The following is a 16,566-nucleotide window of genomic DNA, read 5'->3' as shown; positions in this document are numbered from 1 at the left end:
ACGAGCCGTCGATGACTATCTGCAGCGCGCAGCTCGAGTACCTTGTCGCTGTATTCAAAATCCGTTGATGTCTCCTTCTGCTGCCTGGTTCCGGATCTTCTCCGCCTGCCGTTTGCGTACCAGCAACAGTGCGACGCCGCGATCGAGCATGGACAGTGCTGTGGTGAGCACCAGCAGCCAGCCGGCGGCGAGAATCCATGGGTCGGCAGGCCAGTCCAACCCGACCGCGTTGCGGATCACAGGAAATCCTACGACAACAAAATAGGCCACACCATTGTTGCGCCCGAGCCAGCTTGCGCGCAGCACGTGCCCCTGCAGGGCGCTTGAATCGAACATGTATTGAATGAAGGCGAGGGCGACAAGCGGAGCGAGCCATACCGGCACATACCCCAGATACCCCAGAGTGCCGAGGGCGACCGTGACGAAGGCGGCGTCCGTGGCATGATCGAAGAGTCCGCCGAAGGGCGATGCCGTACCGAGACGCCGGGCCAGCGGGCCGTCCAGAAAGTCGGTGATCACGGCGATCGTGAACAGCGCGGCCGCGGTGAGCCAGTCGCCATGAGCCATCGCCCAGGCGCAGGGCACCACGCAGGCGAGCCGCAGCAGCGTCAGCAGATTTGCCCAGGATTTCCACATCAGCGTTCTGTTCCAGAGCCTGAAGATCGGGTAACGGGTTTCAGAACATGCTACGGCTCCGGGCAGGCGGGTGCCAGGGCAGGTCGCGCCGGAGCGCGCAGGGCAGGTCGCGCCGGAGCGCGCAGGGCAGGTCGCGCGGCGGTGAAACTTGTTGGCTGGCACACGGCCCCGCACAATGGTGCGCGTGACAGCAACGGATGAAAAAAGCGGTGATCCTCGTAACTGGAGCCAACGGCAATCTCGGCCGACGTCTCGTCGGTGTCCTGCGAGCGCAGGAAGTGCCGGTACGGGCACTGGTCAGGCGGGCCGATGCGGTGGCCGCAGTCGGCGCAACGGGCCCGGACCTGGAAGTCCGGGTGGTCGACTATCTGGATGCGGAAGGGATGCGGGCGGCAGCTGCGGGCTGCAGTCAGGTGGTGCATCTGGTTGGCATTCTCAAGGAGTCTGCGCGCAGCCTTTATGAAGATTCACACGAGCGTACTTCCCGGGTGCTTGTGGACGCAGCGGCACAGGGAGGAGTGCAGAGAATCATCTATCTGAGCATCGTCGGCTCAACCCCCGATTCCAGCAACCCCTGCCTCGCATCCAAAGGCCGTGCGGAACAGATTCTGCTCGCAGGTCAGGTGCCGGCTCTGGTGCTGCGGGTGCCCATGGTGCTGGGCGAAGGTGACTATGCCAGCCGCGCGCTGCGGCAGCGTGCCGGTAAGCGTCTGAACCTGCTGCTGCGTGCGGCAAGTCTCGAGCAGCCCATATATGCCGGGGACGTAATCGAAGCGATCCGATCGGGTATCGCCGGTGCGGGTCTCGACGATGTGGTGCTGGATCTCGCCGGGCCCGAATCCCTGAGTCGGGGCGAACTGGTGCAGCGCGCCGCCAACCTGCTCGGTCGCCAGACCCGGGTGCTGTCGATTCCGCTCGCAGCCGGTCTGGCGCTGGCCTGGTTATTTGAAACACTGCTGCCGGATCCACCGGTGACACGAGCCATGCTCGGGGTGCTGGACCATGACGACGACCTCGACCCCGCTGCCAGTCTCGACAGACTTGGTATAGAACTGACAGATCTGTCACTCACGCTGCGGCGGGTTCTGGCCTCCCAGGGACCCACTGTTTAAACATCAACGCAGTGGCGGTTCCCTGGTGCACTGTGGAACTGTCTCCGGGTGGCGGTTAGAGTGGTCGGCTTCTCGGGAGGGAGTTACACGAAATGAATCAGTCACTTATCTGTCGATTTCGGTCAGATTCCGCCACCCGTCTGGTGCAGGGTGTTCTGGCCACCGGTATTCTGCTGTTTACAGGCTGTTCCACAGAGGTGGAGCCGTCTTCAGAAGCACCGGCCGCCGTCGTCGCGGCCCCTGCTGCGGAAACCGTGGCCGCGCGGCTTGCCCATGCAGGACATGGCGCCATGGCCGCCCATCAGCTGGATCCCGGTTATCTGAATACTGAGGAAGGCATTGCGCCACTGCTCGAAGGCATCGGTCCGCTGAATTTTCCGATCAGCACCGAAGAGCCTCTCGCCCAGGCCTATTTCAATCAGGCGCTGACATTCAGTTTCGGTTTCAATCATGCGGAGGCGGTGCGTTCCTTCCGTGAGGCGGTCCGTATGGATCCCACCTGTGGTATCTGCTGGTGGGGCGTCGCACTGGCGCTGGGTCCGAACATCAATGCGGCGATGGATGAGGCGGCGGTGAAGCCGGCCTGGGAGTCACTGCAGCAGGCGCTGGCACTGCGCGACCAGGAATCGCCCCTCGAGCAGGCGCTCATCGATGCGGTTTCCACCCGATATTCCGAAGACGGTTCCGGCCGGGATGCGCTGGATGTTGCCTATGCCGGTTCGATGCAGGCGGTCGCTGAAAAGTTTCCCGACAACACCCATGTGCTGACCCTCTATGCCGAAGCGCTCATGGATCTGTATCCCTGGGCCTACTGGGAAGATGACGGCTCCCCCAGGGAGCATACGGCCGAACTGGTCAGCGTGATTGAAAAAGTCATGGGGATGGATCCGCAGCATCCCGGTGCGCTGCACCTGTATATCCACGCGATGGAGCGCTTCACCCCGGAAAAAGCCGAAGTCGCGGCGGATCGGCTGGGGCCTCTGGTGCCGGTAGCCGGTCATCTGGTGCACATGCCGTCTCACATCTATCTGCGGGTAGGCCGCTATCACGATGCGGTGACCGCCAATCAGGCTGCCGCCCTGGCGGACGAAGATTACCTCTCACAGTGCGATGCCCAGGGCTTTTATCCCGCCGGTTATTACCCGCACAACATCCATTTCCTCTGGTACGCGGCCATCATGGAGGGGCGCAAGGAGCTGGCCGTCGAGACGGCGCGTCGGCTCTACGACAAGGTCGATCACGACATGGCCAGACAGTTCGGGTCCATCCAGCGTTATCTCGGTGTCCGTGGCGCAACCTATGTGCGCTTCGGTATGTGGCAGGAAGCGCTGGATGAACCGGAGATGCCCGAAGGCATGCCGGCGGCTGCCTTTATGCGGGAATATGCCCGGGGTGTGGCGCAGGCCGCGACCGGAGATATTGCCGCCGCCCGGAAAACCCTCGAGGGCATGTGGGTGGCCCGTAACAGTGACGACTTCGACGCCGTAATGGATCGCCAGGGAGATATCGGCAATCTGCTCGGAGACATCGCCATCGAGCTGGTGGAGGCGGAAATCGCCCGGGCGGAGCAGGATCCGGCAGCTGAAATCCTCCACCTGCAGGCCGCGGTTGCTGCGCAGGATGCGCTGCCTTACACGGAGCCGCCCTTCTGGCACTTCCCGGTGCGGCAGGCGCTGGGCAGTGCATTCCTGCGGGCAGGAGAGCCGGATGCCGCGGCTGCCACCTTCGCCGAAGACCTGGGTAACTTCCCCAATAACGGCTGGTCGCTGCACGGTCTGCATGCAGCCCGCACCGCGCTGGGGCAGTCCACTGCCGACATCGACGGAGTGCTCGAAACCGCCTGGCAGTATTCCGACATCGAGCCGACATCCGGTCCCTAGTGGGCCGTCAATCAACCTGCCTGGGTCAGCAAGGTTTTTGCACCTGGATCACATAACCCCGTGAGGCTTTCTAGTAGTTTTGGGAAATAGATGCGGACGACTCCGCCCTGGGTGAGGCAACGGCCTCGTGCAGGCCTTTGTGGATGGATACACGGATGCAGGATCAGGCGAATTTCATGACACCCGTAACCGAGGCTGCACAGGATGAGCCGGCGCCGGAGAGTACAGAGCTGCACGCGGACTCCACGGCACCGATGAACGCCGATCCCCTTGCCAGTGCGGAAGCGCTGCAGCGCGAACTGGCCAAGTGGCAGGAGCGCGTGCCGAAACTGGCCGCTGCGCTGCGGCAGCGCACCTCGGAAGTGGAAGCCCTGCGTGCGCAGCTGAGTGCTGCGGGAAATGCGGGCGCCACCACGGAAAACCTCCAGACGCCGGCCCGCACCACGCCCGGGATCGAGGCGCGGGATGCCCTGATCAGGGAACTCGAGGCCAAACTCAAAGCGCTGAACAGCAAACATCAGGATGCCCAGGGCCAGCTCCATGTGCGGGACATGGAGATTGCCGAACTGCGCCAGGACGCCGGTGAGTGGCGGGAGAAGTGGCAGCAGGTCACCAGTTCCCTCGATGCCCAGACCGATGCGGCTTCTGAGAAAGAGACCGAGCTGAGTCGATTGCGTGCAGAAACCGCCGAACTGCGGGCGATCAACGAAGAGCTGAGTCGACGCACCCGGTCCCAGGACATCGAACTGACCGGGCTGCGGGAAAGCAGCCAGTCCCTGGAGTCCCGCAATGCAAAACTGTTCGAAACCACGGAGCTCGCCAACCGGCAGATCGAATCTCTGGGCGTGAGCCTCGAGCAACTGCGGGATCATGGCAAAAAGCAGGAGGCGGAACTCGTCAAAAGCCGCGCACAGCTGCAGCAGCTGCGGGAAGAACAGGTTCGCTACCAGGAAAAGCTGGCCAGCCGCGACCAGGATATCGAGTTCCTGCATGGACATGTTGAAACCAAGCAGCAGGAAATCAACAGGCTCAACGACGAAGTTGCTGCCTTGGAACAGACCCGCGCGGAGCGTGAGCGCCTCGAAGCGGAAGCACAGCGGAGGAATGGGGAGCTCGAGTCTCTGCGGGCGGAGATTGCCGTGCATCTGGAGCAGATCGCACGACTGCAGGAAGTCGAACGTTCAGCTGCGAGTGCAAGAGCAGAATTCGATGCAGCTCAGGCGGCGCTTGTCGAAGCGCAGGAAAGCGCCGCTGCACTCCGTGCGCAGATCGAAAGCCGGGACGCAACACTCGCCGAGCAGAGTACCGAGATCGCGCGTCTTGAAGACTGTGTGACCCAGGCGGGCGAACGCATCGAGCGCCGGGAATCAGAACGCAGAACACTGTCCGAACAGCTCGACGAACTGAAATCGCGCAACGAGCACCTGGAAGCTCAGCTGGCGGAACGATCGAATCTGGTGGTCGGGCTGGAGCAGGAAAGAAACCATATTCATTCCGAGACGTCGGATCTGAAGAGCGAAAATCAGCGTCTGTCCGAAGCGCTGGAGAAAGCCCAGCGCAACGCGGCTGAGCACTCCGATCATGTGGCCCAGCTCGATGCCCGCCTCGACCGGCAGAAGGAGCTGATGACCCGGTTAGAAGAAGAATTCGCCCAGGTCCAGGAAGACTACGCCCAGGCCGTGAAGAGCCATAAAGGCGCTCTCGAGGAGAGAGCGGCGGCTGTCGCGGAACTCGAATCGCAACTCGCGCTGGCGAACGCATCATCGCGGGAAGCAGCGGCATCGATCGAGGCCGCCGCGTCCGGTGCATCAGACCGGCTGGCCCTGGAAGCGGCACTGGCGGAAGTCCGGGAATCGCAGGAAGCCGCGGTCCAGGCGCAGAACCGGGCTGAAACCCGGGCCGAGCAGCTGGCCCGGGAAAACGAACAGCTCAGGTCGCAACAGGATGCCGCACGCAAGTCGCTGGCAGAGAAGATCGAGCAGCTGGAAAATCAGTTGAGCAAGCAGAGTCGTCTCGCGGCGGAAGCAGAAGCGGCGGCGGCCAGCGCCCGGGCCGCGTTAGATGAAGCCGGCCGCGCGGCGCGGGCAGATCCTGACGATACCGCCGGCGAGCTGCTGGAGCTGCAGCAGGAAGTGCTCAAACTCGAGGGTATGGTGCGTGACCGTACTGAGCAGCTGAACAAAGCACGCTGGCAGCAGGAGATGCTCGAAAAGCAGACGGGCGCTGAGGGTGGCTCAGAAGGCAAGATGCTGGTGGTGTTGAACCAGCAGCTGCAGAGCGCCCGGGACGACAACCGGCGACTGCTCGAGAAGGTGGAAACGCTCGAAGCGGCGTTGTCGGAACGTCCCGGGACCGCAGACGATCTCACCTGTATCCGGGGCATCGGCCCCAAACTCGCCGCCCAGCTGGAAGAACTCGGCATTACCCGTTTCGATCAGATTGCCGCTCTCAGCGAAGCATTGCTGGAAGACGATGCCCATCCCCTGCATGGCCTGCGCGGGCGGATTCTCAAGGATGGCTGGATCGAACAGGCGATCGAAGCTCTGGGTTGACCGGCAGTCCGGAAGTGCCCTAGTACGTTTGTATCATGTGTCTGTGATTCGCCTGTACTAGGCTCTTTCCCTCGAGGCACGCCGAAGGATCGGCCAGGTCAGGGAAGAGGTTAGTCTCGAACGCCGGCGTCGCTGCGAGCAGGGAAAGGTCAGCGGCTGCCGGTATCCCGCGCGGCATCCAGCAGCTCCTGCCAGTGCGACAGCGCCAGCAGGGACCCCGCACCTTCCAGTGGATGCCAGTCCACGCTGCAGCCTTGCAGATACTTCTGCAGATCGGCGATCTCCGCGATGCCGTCAGATGTGCCGTGCCAGGCAGTGATCGGGGCACGGATACTGTGGCTGCCCGGCGGCGGCGCGGCGGCGAAGCAGCGCAGTTCGTTCACCACACCGGCGGCGCTGACACTGAAGCTTTCCAGGGTGCAGGTCACCATGTGATCGAAGAGCCGCGGGTTGGCCTGCAGAAAAGCCCGATCCTGGGCGTTGGCACCGTATACGGCGTTGATCAGCTTGCCATTGTTTTCGCGTGAAGCCCGATTGCGCAGGATGTTGAAAAAAGTGGAGATCAGCCAGGGTCGCCCGAGCAGTTTTTTGTTGACCTGCATCAGGTGCTGGAAACGGCCGGTCATGGGTCCCGGCGGGCGTGCGGCGGTGAGCAGCACGTGGCGCACCAGGGCTGGCTTCAGTGCCGCCATCGACAGTGCGAATGCACCGCCTGACAGATTGCCGATCAGGGTGGCGCGCTGGATGCGAAGGTGGCTGAGCAATGCCTGCAGGTCATCGCACACCGATCTGTAGTCACAATCGGGATCCCCATCTGACAAACCGAAACCCGGGCGCTCCGGGGCAATCAGGTGCAGATTGCGCCGTTTCGCGTCGGCATCGGTCCCGGGAGGCAATCGACTCGACCCGATGGATTCATGGAAGAAGACGACGGGCTCACCCATCGGGTCGCCATAAGTGCGATAGGCGATGCGCCGGCCATCCGGGAGGATCATGAAATGCTGAGGCGGGGTGGGACGAATGGATGCCACACTCCGGGCGGCACTCGGGGTTTCCTCCGAAGTCGTAGCGGCGAGGATCACGCTCAGTTGTGTGATGACGAGTACCAGATCTCCCTGCCGGTTGATCCCGCTTTTGGCGAAAGTGGCCTGGAGGTGATTGCGCGCTGTATTGACGCTGATGCCAAGCTCGGACGCTGTCTGTTTGAGTGTCAGACCACGAGCGATCGACAGTGTCACCTGGGCTTCAGCGTCTGTCAGGCCGAAGCTCGCCTGGACTACTTTGCGCAGGCGCTCATCGGGTTGCGGCTGGGCGATGAACAGTGCGGTGCGTGCGCCGTTGGCGATGGTTCTCAGGGAATCGGGAAAGTCCTCCTCGGCGATCAGATAGCCGAAACGGTGCCCGGGGTGATGTGCGCGGGAAAATTCCACCAGCAGATGCGCACCGTTGCCGCTGCGCAGTCGTTTCCGGGCAGACTCAAAGGAGCGACGCCCCGCGCTGGTCCCGAATTCCAGCATCCGGGTTTTCGGGTCTACATACAGGTAGTCGATAAGCTGGGTCAGGTTATCGCTGCAGCCCGTGGTGCGATCCTGGGCATCGAGCAGCACGTAGGCGAATCCGCTGCCGGTCAGCTGTCCGGATTCTTCCCGGATATGCCAGGACAGTGATTCGGCGCGGGAGAGCTGCGCAAGCAGCTCCCGGGGATCCCAGGAGGGCAGGCTGCTGCTGATTCGATCGAGCTCCTCGAGTACCGGATCCCACTGCATCGGGTCGAGCACGTAGGTAGTGAGTGCGTCTGCGAATTTCTGCAGGTTCGGGTGGCTGGAAGCATCCCCGGGGTAGTCCCCCGGCGGTGCTCCGGAGGGTGGCCTTGTGACTTTCTGCTTATCTAAGGACATGCCCGTATCTGACCAGAAACCTGATCGCAATGCATCCGCTCACAGGCTATAGTCCTCAGCCAGTGTCCAGGAAGCCCCTGCTGTTGCTGTGAATAAGGAATCCGGTCTTTACCCTCTCACGCCCGAACCCCTGGACGGTCGCCGTTCAGGTGCTGATCGGCGGGCAGAGAGTGAACGCCGGCGCCGCGCTCAGGGTCTGTTCGAGCTTCGCGCCCACCGGGAAGGTGCCCATGGTGATCGCCGCCGCGGAGAGCGGCGCGACTCGGCCGTGGGACGCTGGTGGCAGTCACTCTGGCGGCGCGACAGCTAGGCTAGTGCGCTCTGGAGAGGTCCCGATCAGAGTCATCCACTAGCCTGGAATCCCAAACTGGCCGGATCATGCGGGCTTTGCCCGGCATGTGGCCGTTTCCAAAAAGCGAGGTAGTAATGAAGTTCAGGATTGGTTTTATGGTGCTGGCGGCCTCTCTGTTGCCCGCGGCGGCGTCGCTGGCAGCGGATGCAGCGGCGGGAAAGGGCGCCTATGCGGTCTGTGCAGCCTGTCATGGCCAGAACGGCGAGGGAAACCTTGCCATGAATGCACCCAAAATTGCCGGTCAGGAGCCCTGGTATCTGAAGCGTCAACTGGAGGCCTACAAGAGTGGCCTGCGGGGTACCGCGTCCGGAGACGCCTACGGAATGCAGATGCGGCCAATGGCCATGACGGTGGTGGATCCCACCGCGGAAGACAATCTGGTCGCTTACATCGCCTCGTTACCCGCCACGCCTCCGGCGGCCACTGTCACCGGCGATGCGGCAGCGGGTAAAGGCGCCTATGCGGTGTGTGCCGCCTGTCACGGTCAGAATGGTGAAGGTAATCAACAGCTTGGCGGTCCCAGATTGAGCGGTCAGAGCGACTGGTATCTGGTGCGGCAGATCAAGAACTACAACGGCGGTCTGCGGGGATACGATTCCAAGGACACCTACGGCATGCAGATGCGGCCGATGGCAATGACCCTGAACAGCGACAAGGCCATCAACGATGTGGTGGCGTATATCAATACGCTGAAGTAAAACATGCCCGGGCGTCTGATCGTCGATCTGGACGCCCTTGCGGCCAACTACCAGCGCTTCCGCGCAGCCGCACCGGAAGTCGGTGCGGCGGTGAAGGCCGACGCCTACGGACTGGGCGTCGGGCCGGTGGCGGAGCGGTTACGGCACAGTGGCTGCCGGTCTTTCTTTGTCGCTACCGCCGCGGAGGGCGTGCGTCTGCGGCAGATCCTCTGCCCGGCCCCTGCTGCCGGCCTCGATTCCAGGCAGGGACCCTTATCGGCAACCGGCTGCGCAATCTACGTGCTGGAGGGCCCGCTGCCTGAGACCCTCGACGCTCTGGTGGCCGCAGATCTCGTGCCGGTCGTCAATCATCAGGGTCAACTCGACCTCTGGCGCCCCCTGCGCAGTCGCCCCATAGCCGTGCACGTGGACACGGGGATGGCGCGCCTCGGTTATAGCCCGGATATCCAATCCGGGCAGTTCGCGGGGTTCGATCTGTGCCTGCTCATGACGCATCTCGCCTGTGCAGATACCCCCGATCACCCACAGAATCGCGCTCAGGTGCAGGCATTCCGTGCAGTCGCAGCGCAGTTTCCGGGTGTGCGCACCAGCATGGGAAATTCGCCCGGCTGGTTGACCGGCGAGGCTACCCGCGGGGACCTGGGTCGCCCGGGTATCGGTCTGTTCGGAGGCAATCCGTTCACCGATCGGGCTAATCCCATGGATCCGGTGGTTCGCTTCGAAGGCCAGGTCCTGCAGCGCCGGCGTTTACCGGCAGGGTCAGCAGTCGGTTACGGCGCCACGGCCGTCACCGGGCGAATCACCGAAACGGCGGTGCTGGGTATCGGCTATGAAGACGGGGTGAAGCGCGCCCTGGCGCAACAGGGTGCCATGGCCGTCGGCGGACACCGTGTGCCCTTCCTCGGTCGGATCTCCATGGATTTCACCGTGGTCGACATCACCGACTGCCTGGCACAGGGCGGCTCTGTCGAAGTTGGAGACTGGGTGGAATGCTTCGGCCTGGACATCAGTGTGGACGAGGCGGCTGCCTGGGCAGGCACCATCGCCTTCGAAATGTTCACCGGGATCGGCAACAGGGTCACGCGGCACTATGTGGGGGTGCCCTAGCGGACCTGGTTGGAGACGATGTCGACTTTATGACCGCGTGCGCGCAGTTCATCCGCCACTGCTTCCGGAATCTGGCCGAGGGCTCTGTGGGCGAACGCACTGTTGTAATGGGCGGCGAGCAGTGTACCCCGGGACAGGCGCAGGGCTTCCGAGTAGTCAATGAGCGCCTCCGCATAGCGTCGCTGGGCGAGACGCAGATTGCCGCGATTCAGCAGCAGATCCGGGTGCGGCCCGGCAATGTCCAGTGCGCGCTGCAGGTCCGCTTCCGCCGCATCGTAGGCGCCCTCGCGTTGTGCCGCGATCGCCCGGTTGCTCAGCGCGGCTGAGAGCGCCCGGGTGGTGGTGGGATCCGCCCCGCCCCCCTCGCTCAATTGGGAGATCACCAGGTCACAGAAGCCGAGATTCGAACCGGGTGCAGTCATGGCGGCGTCGAGACACCGTCGGGCCGGTGCAGCGTCTGCTGTTGCCGCCGGTGCTGTGAGTGTCTGCGGATCGGCCACCGGACCCACGCCGGCATCTGCGGCAAATGCGTCAGGCAGGCTGGCCCAGCAGATCAGCAATGGCAGAACTCGAAGGATCATTGTGTGCAGGACCAGTGGGGGTGCATGGCGTGAGTGTACCTGCTGCCGCCGGCAAGGCTATAGTTGAGCGAACAGTACAGCGGAGATAACAGCAGTGGCACAGGTAAATCCAGACGGGGTGCTCAAGGGTCAGGTCGCAGTTGTGACCGGTGCGAGCCGCGGCATTGGAGAGGCGATCGCACGCCGCTATGCGATGGAAGGGGCGAAGGTGGTGGTTTCTGCCCGGACCGCGTCTGCAGATGAGCACTATCTGCCGGGCACTATCAACGAAACCGTGGAGCACATTCGAGCCGCTGGCGGCGAAGCCATTGCGGTAAAGGCCGACCTGGGCAGTTCGGAGGATCGCCATGGTCTGATCGAGGCAGCACTGGGCGCTTATGGTGCCGTCGATATACTTGTTAACAACGCGGCCATCACCTATTTCATTCCGGTCGCCGATTTTCCGGAAAAACGATTCCGGCTGATGATGGATGTGCAGGTCTGGGCGCCTTTCGAACTGGCACAGCTGGTGTTACCCGGCATGCGTGAGCGAGGCAGAGGCTGGATTCTGAATATTTCTTCCCACGCCGCCATTCATCCTCAGCCGACTCTGGCGGGTCGCGGGGGTACCGTGTATGGCATGTGCAAGGCGGCCCTTGAGCGCTTCACCACCGGGCTGGCTCAGGAGCTTTACGATGAAAACATTGGTGTGAATGTGATCTCACCTGGACTGGTGGCGACCCCCGGGGTGATGCATCACAAGTTGATCAACGAATCGAACAAAGAGCGGGTGACCCCGGTGGAGCACATGGCCGAAGCCTGTCTTCGACTCGTGCATGGGGACCCGAAAAAAATGACGGGCCGCATCGACTATGCGGACAAGATCATCGATGAATTCAAGCTGCAGCCGGCGGATCTGATCTAGCGGCACTCGGCTAGCGGATCGGAACCTCGGTTTTGCGGATGACCGTGCGCAGGGCGAAAGCCGAGTGCACGCGGTCCACGCCCGGCAGACGGGTGAGGTGCTGGCTGTGGATGCGTTCGTAGTCCCGGGCGTCCTCCACGATCACCCGCAGCAGGAAGTCCGCATCTCCCGACATCAGATAGCACTCCATCACCTCGGGTAGCTCCCGGACAGCCGCTTCGAAAGCGGCCAGGTCGTCCTGCTGCTGGCTTTCCAGGGTGATCTGCACGAAGACGTTGTCCGGGTAGCCGGCCATCAACTGGTCGACCAGGCACACATAACCACGGATCAGCCCCTTCGCCTCCAGATTGCGGACCCGCCGCAGACAGGCAGACTCGGACAGATTGACCAGTTCGGCGAGGGCGGCGAAAGGCAGTTTGGCGTCGAGCTGCAGTTCATGAAGGATCGAGCGGTCGATACGATCTAAGTCGACTGTTACTTGCGACATAGTCGGATACTACGCTGAATAATTGCGCCAGTTCCAGCGATGTTGTCGAAAATCGCAAATTTCCGCCACCAGGACTTCGATAGCATAAGTGCTAATTCAACCAGCAGGTGGGTGCAATGCGCATCGGTGTACCGAAAGAGATCAAGACCCATGAATATCGGGTTGGACTGACCCCGGCTTCTGTGGCGGAACTGACCGTGGGCGGTCACGAGGTGGTGGTGGAGACCACGGCCGGCCAGGGGATTGGCTTCAGCGATGCAGATTATGTGGCCGCTGGTGCCCGGATCGGTTCGGTTGAGGAGGCCTTCGCTGCCGAACTGGTGGTGAAGGTGAAGGAGCCCCAGATCGGGGAGTGCCAGCGCCTGCGGGAAGGCCAGATACTGTTCACCTACCTGCATCTGGCTGCTGATAAACCCCAGGCCGAGGCGCTGATGGCCTCCGGGGTGACGGCCATCGCCTATGAGACGGTCACCTCCGCCACTGGCGGGCTGCCCCTGCTGGCACCCATGAGCGAAGTGGCGGGGCGCATGTCCATTCAGGTGGGGGCCTATGCGCTGCAGAAGGCCAGCGGTGGCCGCGGCACCCTGCTCGGCGGTGTCCCCGGGGTGGCCCCGGGCAAGGTGGTGATTCTCGGCGGCGGCATCGCTGGTACCAATGCAGCACAGATGGCGGCGGGTATGCAGGCGGATGTGACCATCCTCGATAAATCCGTCTCCCGCATGATCTGGCTGTCCGATCACTTTCAGGGCAGGGTCAAGGTACTCATGGCCAGCCGGCAGAACGTCAACGAAGAGGTGCTCGAAGCAGACCTGGTAGTCGGTGCGGTACTGATTCCAGGCGCGGCAGCGCCCAAACTGGTGAGCCGGGACATGGTGCGACAGATGATCGATGGCTCGGCGATGGTGGACATTTCGATCGATCAGGGTGGCTGTTTCGAAACCTCGCGGCCGACCACCCACGATAATCCGACTTATGTGGAAGAAGGCGTGGTGCACTACTGTGTAACCAACATGCCCGGTGCCGTGGCGCGCACCTCGGCGCTCGCGCTGAACAATGTGACCCTGCCCTATGTGCACACGCTGGCGGACGTCGGCTGGAAGGCGGCGATCGCCGCGGTCCCCGGATTCGGTGATGGACTCAATGTCCATCTGGGTCAGATCCGTCATCCCAAGGTGGCAGAGGCGCTGGGCATGGAGATCCCTACGACGCTACACGCTGCCTGATTTCGGGCATCATGGGCGCTCGCCCGCCACTCACCTGGAAGCTGCCATGGCCGACCCGCTGCACAACGAATTTCCCCCGGAATCCATCGAGGCGAAGGATCTTGCCCACCTGCTGCACCCGGCCACCAATCTGGCCCAGCACCACCAGGTCGGGCCTAAGGTTCTGAGCCGCGCCAAGGGCGTTTATCTGTGGGACAACCAGGGTAAGCAGTACCTGGAAGGTATGGCCGGACTCTGGTGCACGGCCCTCGGTTATGGCGAAGAAGAACTGGTGCGGGTGGCGGAAACCCAGATGCGCAAGCTGTGCTACTCCCAGATCTTCGGCGGACGCACCAACGAAGCCAGTGTGCTGCTGGCGGAAAAGCTCAAGGCCATGGCCCCCATGGATGCGGGGCGCGTGTTTTTCGGCCTGTCCGGCAGCGATGCCAATGACACCCAGGTCAAGCTGATGTGGTACTACAACAATGCCATCGGCCGGCCGGAAAAAAAGAAGATCATTTCACGGCAGCGGGGCTATCACGGGGTCACCGTGGCGGCAGGTTCGCTCACCGGACTGCCCCCGTTCCACAAACACTTCGACCTGCCCATTGCCGGCATCCTGCACACGGATTGCCCCCACTATTATCGTGGGGCGGAACCGGGCGAATCCGAAGCAGCCTTCGTAGACCGCATCGTCGGCAATCTTGAAGCCCTGATTCTCAGGGAAGGACCCGAGACCATAGCCGCCTTCATCGCCGAGCCGGTGATGGGCGCGGGCGGGGTCATCGTTCCACCCCGGGGGTATTTCGAGAAAGTCCAGGCACTGCTCAGACGCCACGAGATTCTCTTCATCGATGATGAAGTGATCTGTGGATTCGGCCGCACGGGTCAGCCGTTCGGCGCCCAGACCTTCAACATCCAGCCGGACACCATGAGCATCGCCAAGGCGGTGTCTTCTGCCTATCTGCCGTTGAGTGCTGTGCTGCTGCCCGAGTACATGTACGACGCCTTCAAGGCCATGAGTGCCGAACTCGGCAATTTCAGCCATGGCTTCACCTATTCCGGACACCCGGTGTGTGCAGCGGTCGCCCTGCGCAACATCGAACTGATGGAGGAGCGGGACCTGTTTGCACACGCCGCCCGCATCGGCGTGACGATTCAGCAGCGGCTCGCCGGGCTGGCCGATCATCCGCTGGTGGGTGAAGCGCGTGGCGTCGGCATGATCGGAGCGCTGGAGCTGGTGGCTGACAAGGCAACGAAAACGCCGTTTCCGGCGACCCGGGGTGCGGGTGCAAAACTCCAGGCACGCTGCGAAGCAAACGGCCTGATCATGCGTGCACTGGGTGACACGGTCGCCCTCTGCCCACCACTGGTCATCTCCGATAGCCAGGTGGACGAGCTGTTCACCAAGCTGGGCAGGTCCCTCGACGAGACGCTTGCAGAAGTCTCGAAGTAGAAAGATCAGCAGGGGATGACGATGGACTTTGAATTCGGACACGGCGAAACCCTCGACATGCTGAGGGACTCGGTGCGCCAGTTTGCCAGCCGGAAAATTGCACCAATTGCGCAGCAGGTGGATGCCGGCAACGAGTTTCCCAGAGATCTGTGGCCCGAACTCGGCGCGCTCGGACTGCTCGGCATTACCGTGGAAGAGGCGGATGGCGGCAGTGGCCTGGGCTATCTGGCGCACTGCATTGCCATGGAGGAGATCAGCCGGGCTTCGGCCGCGGTGGGGCTGTCCTACGGTGCCCACTCCAACCTGTGTGTGAATCAGATCCGCCGCTTCGGCACGCCGGAACAGAAAGCCCGTTACCTGCCGGGTCTGATTTCCGGAAACGCACTGGGTGCGCTGGCGATGAGCGAGCCCGGAGCCGGTTCCGATGTGGTCAGCATGCGGCTGCGGGCCACCGAGCAAGGCGACAGTTACGTGCTCAACGGCAACAAGATGTGGATCACTAATGGTCCCGGCGCCGATGTGCTGGTGGTATATGCCACCGTGGATCCTGCCCTGGGCAGCAGGGGTATCACGGCCTTTCTCATCGAGCGTGGCTGTGCCGGATTCTCTACCGGAAAAAAGCTCGACAAGCTCGGCATGCGCGGATCAGATACCTGCGAGCTGATATTCGAAGACTGTGTGGTACCGAAGGATCAGGTGCTCGGTTCGGTCGGCCAGGGTGTCAGGCTCCTGATGAGCGGCCTCGACTATGAGCGGGTCGTGCTCGCCGGTGGTCCGCTGGGCATCATGCACGCCTGCCTCGATGCGGTGCTGCCCTACGTCCACGAGCGCAAACAGTTCGGCCAGCCGATCGGCACCTTCCAGCTCATGCAGGGGAAGGTGGCGGACATGTACACCACATTCAACGCTGCTCGCGCCTACGTCTATGCGGTCGCCCAGGCCTGCGACAGCGGACGCACCACCCGGATCGATGCTGCAGGTTGTATTCTCTACGCCGCCGAGAAGGCGACCTGGATGGCGGGCGAAGCCATTCAGGCGCTCGGAGGCAACGGCTACATCAATGACTACCCGACCGGCCGCCTGCTGCGCGATGCCAAGCTCTACGAAATCGGTGCCGGTACCAGCGAAATCCGGCGCATGCTCATCGGTCGCGAGCTGTTCGACGCCACGGGCTGAGCTGGCTATAATCCCGCGCCGTTACGGGGCTCAGGGCGCATGCAGCCCACCCTGTCGACAGAATTACAGGAGAAATGTGCGTGCAAAGTTTCAAGGCCGCTGCCACCGCTTGTGTTTCGATCGTGCTGATTGCACTCGCAGTGCCCGCTGCGGCTGCACCCGTGCCTCCGGGCAGCGACGAGGATATTCGCGCACGACTGGCGCCCGCCGGCGCCGTCTGCCGGGCCGGTGAAGACTGTGGCTCTGGGACCGCGGCGGCCAGTGGTGCCGCACTGACGGGTGATGCGGTATACAACCAGTTCTGTTTTGCCTGCCACGCATCCGGAGTCGGTGGTGCGCCGCTGTTCGCGGATGCCGAAGCCTGGGCGCCCCGCATCGCCAAGGGGATGGACGCGCTGATGGCCACCACGTTGAACGGATTGGGCGCAATGCCACCCCGGGGCACCTGCATGAACTGCTCTGACGAAGAGCTGCAGGCCGCCGTGGACTACATGTTGGAGCAGGTGCAGTAGGCCGCGATCGGGG

The 16,566-nt window shown here is 62.7% G+C and carries 15 protein-coding genes; 11 read left to right on the top strand and 4 right to left on the bottom strand.

Features of this window, described 5'->3' with window-relative positions; all coding sequences use genetic code 11:
• Nucleotides 1-54: 54 nt before the first annotated feature.
• On the bottom strand, nucleotides 55-636 hold the full coding sequence (locus tag R3E82_19540; GenBank protein ID MEZ5553086.1) for a CDP-alcohol phosphatidyltransferase family protein: 582 nt from the start codon (nucleotides 634-636) through the stop codon (nucleotides 55-57).
• A 209-nt stretch (nucleotides 637-845) separates the two neighbouring features.
• On the opposite strand from R3E82_19540, the gene R3E82_19535 reads away from it, so the two are divergent.
• The 3 genes from R3E82_19535 to R3E82_19525 all read left to right on the top strand — a co-directional run bounded on the left by R3E82_19535 (nucleotide 846) and on the right by R3E82_19525 (nucleotide 6,180).
• On the top strand, nucleotides 846-1,748 hold the full coding sequence (locus tag R3E82_19535; GenBank protein ID MEZ5553085.1) for an NAD(P)H-binding protein: 903 nt from the start codon (nucleotides 846-848) through the stop codon (nucleotides 1,746-1,748).
• Nucleotides 1,749-1,840: 92 nt separating this feature from the next.
• Entirely contained in the window at nucleotides 1,841-3,628 is a 1,788-nt protein-coding gene (locus tag R3E82_19530; protein MEZ5553084.1) for a hypothetical protein, read from the top strand.
• Nucleotides 3,629-3,783: 155 nt separating this feature from the next.
• Nucleotides 3,784-6,180 carry a hypothetical protein gene (locus R3E82_19525; GenBank protein MEZ5553083.1) on the top strand — a complete coding sequence of 799 codons (2,397 nt, stop codon included), beginning with the start codon at nucleotides 3,784-3,786 and terminating at the stop codon, nucleotides 6,178-6,180.
• Between the two features lie 149 nt (nucleotides 6,181-6,329).
• On the opposite strand, the gene R3E82_19520 is transcribed toward R3E82_19525, so the two are convergent.
• Entirely contained in the window at nucleotides 6,330-8,078 is a 1,749-nt protein-coding gene (locus tag R3E82_19520) for an alpha/beta fold hydrolase (GenBank protein ID MEZ5553082.1), read from the bottom strand.
• 88 nt (nucleotides 8,079-8,166) lie between these two features.
• On the opposite strand from R3E82_19520, the gene R3E82_19515 reads away from it, so the two are divergent.
• The 3 genes from R3E82_19515 to alr all read left to right on the top strand — a co-directional run bounded on the left by R3E82_19515 (nucleotide 8,167) and on the right by alr (nucleotide 10,235).
• Nucleotides 8,167-8,388 carry a hypothetical protein gene (locus R3E82_19515; GenBank protein ID MEZ5553081.1) on the top strand — a complete coding sequence of 74 codons (222 nt, stop codon included), beginning with the start codon at nucleotides 8,167-8,169 and terminating at the stop codon, nucleotides 8,386-8,388.
• A 116-nt stretch (nucleotides 8,389-8,504) separates the two neighbouring features.
• Nucleotides 8,505-9,128, top strand: coding sequence for a c-type cytochrome (locus tag R3E82_19510; protein ID MEZ5553080.1), 624 nt, complete (start codon nucleotides 8,505-8,507; stop codon nucleotides 9,126-9,128).
• 3 nt (nucleotides 9,129-9,131) lie between these two features.
• Nucleotides 9,132-10,235, top strand: a complete 1,104-nt coding sequence (gene alr / locus R3E82_19505) for an alanine racemase (GenBank protein ID MEZ5553079.1) — start codon at nucleotides 9,132-9,134, stop codon at nucleotides 10,233-10,235.
• On the opposite strand, the gene R3E82_19500 is transcribed toward alr, so the two are convergent.
• Complete coding sequence (locus tag R3E82_19500) at nucleotides 10,232-10,816, bottom strand: tetratricopeptide repeat protein (GenBank protein MEZ5553078.1); 585 nt, start codon at nucleotides 10,814-10,816, stop codon at nucleotides 10,232-10,234. The two genes, alr and R3E82_19500, sit on opposite strands and share 4 nt — an antisense overlap.
• Before the next feature lie 94 nt (nucleotides 10,817-10,910).
• Between R3E82_19500 and R3E82_19495 the strand changes: the two genes are divergently transcribed.
• Nucleotides 10,911-11,720, top strand: a complete 810-nt coding sequence (locus R3E82_19495; protein MEZ5553077.1) for an SDR family NAD(P)-dependent oxidoreductase — start codon at nucleotides 10,911-10,913, stop codon at nucleotides 11,718-11,720.
• A gap of 10 nt (nucleotides 11,721-11,730) precedes the next feature.
• Here R3E82_19495 and R3E82_19490 read toward each other — a convergent pair whose 3' ends face one another.
• A complete protein-coding gene (locus R3E82_19490) occupies nucleotides 11,731-12,207 on the bottom strand; it encodes an Lrp/AsnC family transcriptional regulator (protein ID MEZ5553076.1) in 477 nt (158 codons plus the stop codon).
• Nucleotides 12,208-12,323: 116 nt separating this feature from the next.
• Here R3E82_19490 and ald point away from each other — a divergent pair, with 116 nt between their 5' ends.
• The 4 genes from ald (at nucleotide 12,324) to R3E82_19470 (ending at nucleotide 16,553) form a co-directional block, all read left to right on the top strand.
• Nucleotides 12,324-13,430 (top strand): alanine dehydrogenase, encoded by a 1,107-nt coding sequence (ald, locus tag R3E82_19485; GenBank protein MEZ5553075.1) that lies wholly within the window; start codon nucleotides 12,324-12,326, stop codon nucleotides 13,428-13,430.
• Nucleotides 13,431-13,476: 46 nt separating this feature from the next.
• A complete protein-coding gene (locus R3E82_19480; GenBank protein MEZ5553074.1) occupies nucleotides 13,477-14,865 on the top strand; it encodes an aminotransferase in 1,389 nt (462 codons plus the stop codon).
• A gap of 21 nt (nucleotides 14,866-14,886) precedes the next feature.
• A complete protein-coding gene (locus tag R3E82_19475; protein ID MEZ5553073.1) occupies nucleotides 14,887-16,041 on the top strand; it encodes an isovaleryl-CoA dehydrogenase in 1,155 nt (384 codons plus the stop codon).
• Between the two features lie 80 nt (nucleotides 16,042-16,121).
• Nucleotides 16,122-16,553: a c-type cytochrome gene (locus R3E82_19470; GenBank protein MEZ5553072.1), complete on the top strand. Its 432-nt coding sequence runs from the start codon at nucleotides 16,122-16,124 to the stop codon at nucleotides 16,551-16,553.
• Nucleotides 16,554-16,566: the final 13 nt, after the last annotated feature.

The sequence above is a fragment of the Pseudomonadales bacterium genome, assembly GCA_041395945.1.
Classification (GTDB): domain Bacteria; phylum Pseudomonadota; class Gammaproteobacteria; order Pseudomonadales; family Azotimanducaceae; genus SZUA-309.
Note: the sequence above shows the minus strand (reverse complement) of the source record. Positions and strands in the feature narration are given on the sequence as shown.

Bases quoted from the DNA above. Each gene is read 5' to 3' on its own strand.
- R3E82_19500 (MEZ5553078.1), bottom strand. From the start codon at position 10,816: ATGATCCTTCGAGTTCTGCCATTGCTGATCTGCTGGGCCAGCCTGCCT.
- R3E82_19540 (MEZ5553086.1), bottom strand. From the start codon at position 636: ATGTGGAAATCCTGGGCAAATCTGCTGACGCTGCTGCGGCTCGCCTGC.
- R3E82_19530 (MEZ5553084.1), top strand. From the start codon at position 1,841: ATGAATCAGTCACTTATCTGTCGATTTCGGTCAGATTCCGCCACCCGT.
- R3E82_19490 (MEZ5553076.1), bottom strand. From the start codon at position 12,207: ATGTCGCAAGTAACAGTCGACTTAGATCGTATCGACCGCTCGATCCTT.
- R3E82_19520 (MEZ5553082.1), bottom strand. From the start codon at position 8,078: ATGTCCTTAGATAAGCAGAAAGTCACAAGGCCACCCTCCGGAGCACCG.
- alr (MEZ5553079.1), top strand. From the start codon at position 9,132: ATGCCCGGGCGTCTGATCGTCGATCTGGACGCCCTTGCGGCCAACTAC.
- R3E82_19510 (MEZ5553080.1), top strand. From the start codon at position 8,505: ATGAAGTTCAGGATTGGTTTTATGGTGCTGGCGGCCTCTCTGTTGCCC.
- ald (MEZ5553075.1), top strand. From the start codon at position 12,324: ATGCGCATCGGTGTACCGAAAGAGATCAAGACCCATGAATATCGGGTT.
- R3E82_19525 (MEZ5553083.1), top strand. From the start codon at position 3,784: ATGCAGGATCAGGCGAATTTCATGACACCCGTAACCGAGGCTGCACAG.
- R3E82_19475 (MEZ5553073.1), top strand. From the start codon at position 14,887: ATGGACTTTGAATTCGGACACGGCGAAACCCTCGACATGCTGAGGGAC.
- R3E82_19480 (MEZ5553074.1), top strand. From the start codon at position 13,477: ATGGCCGACCCGCTGCACAACGAATTTCCCCCGGAATCCATCGAGGCG.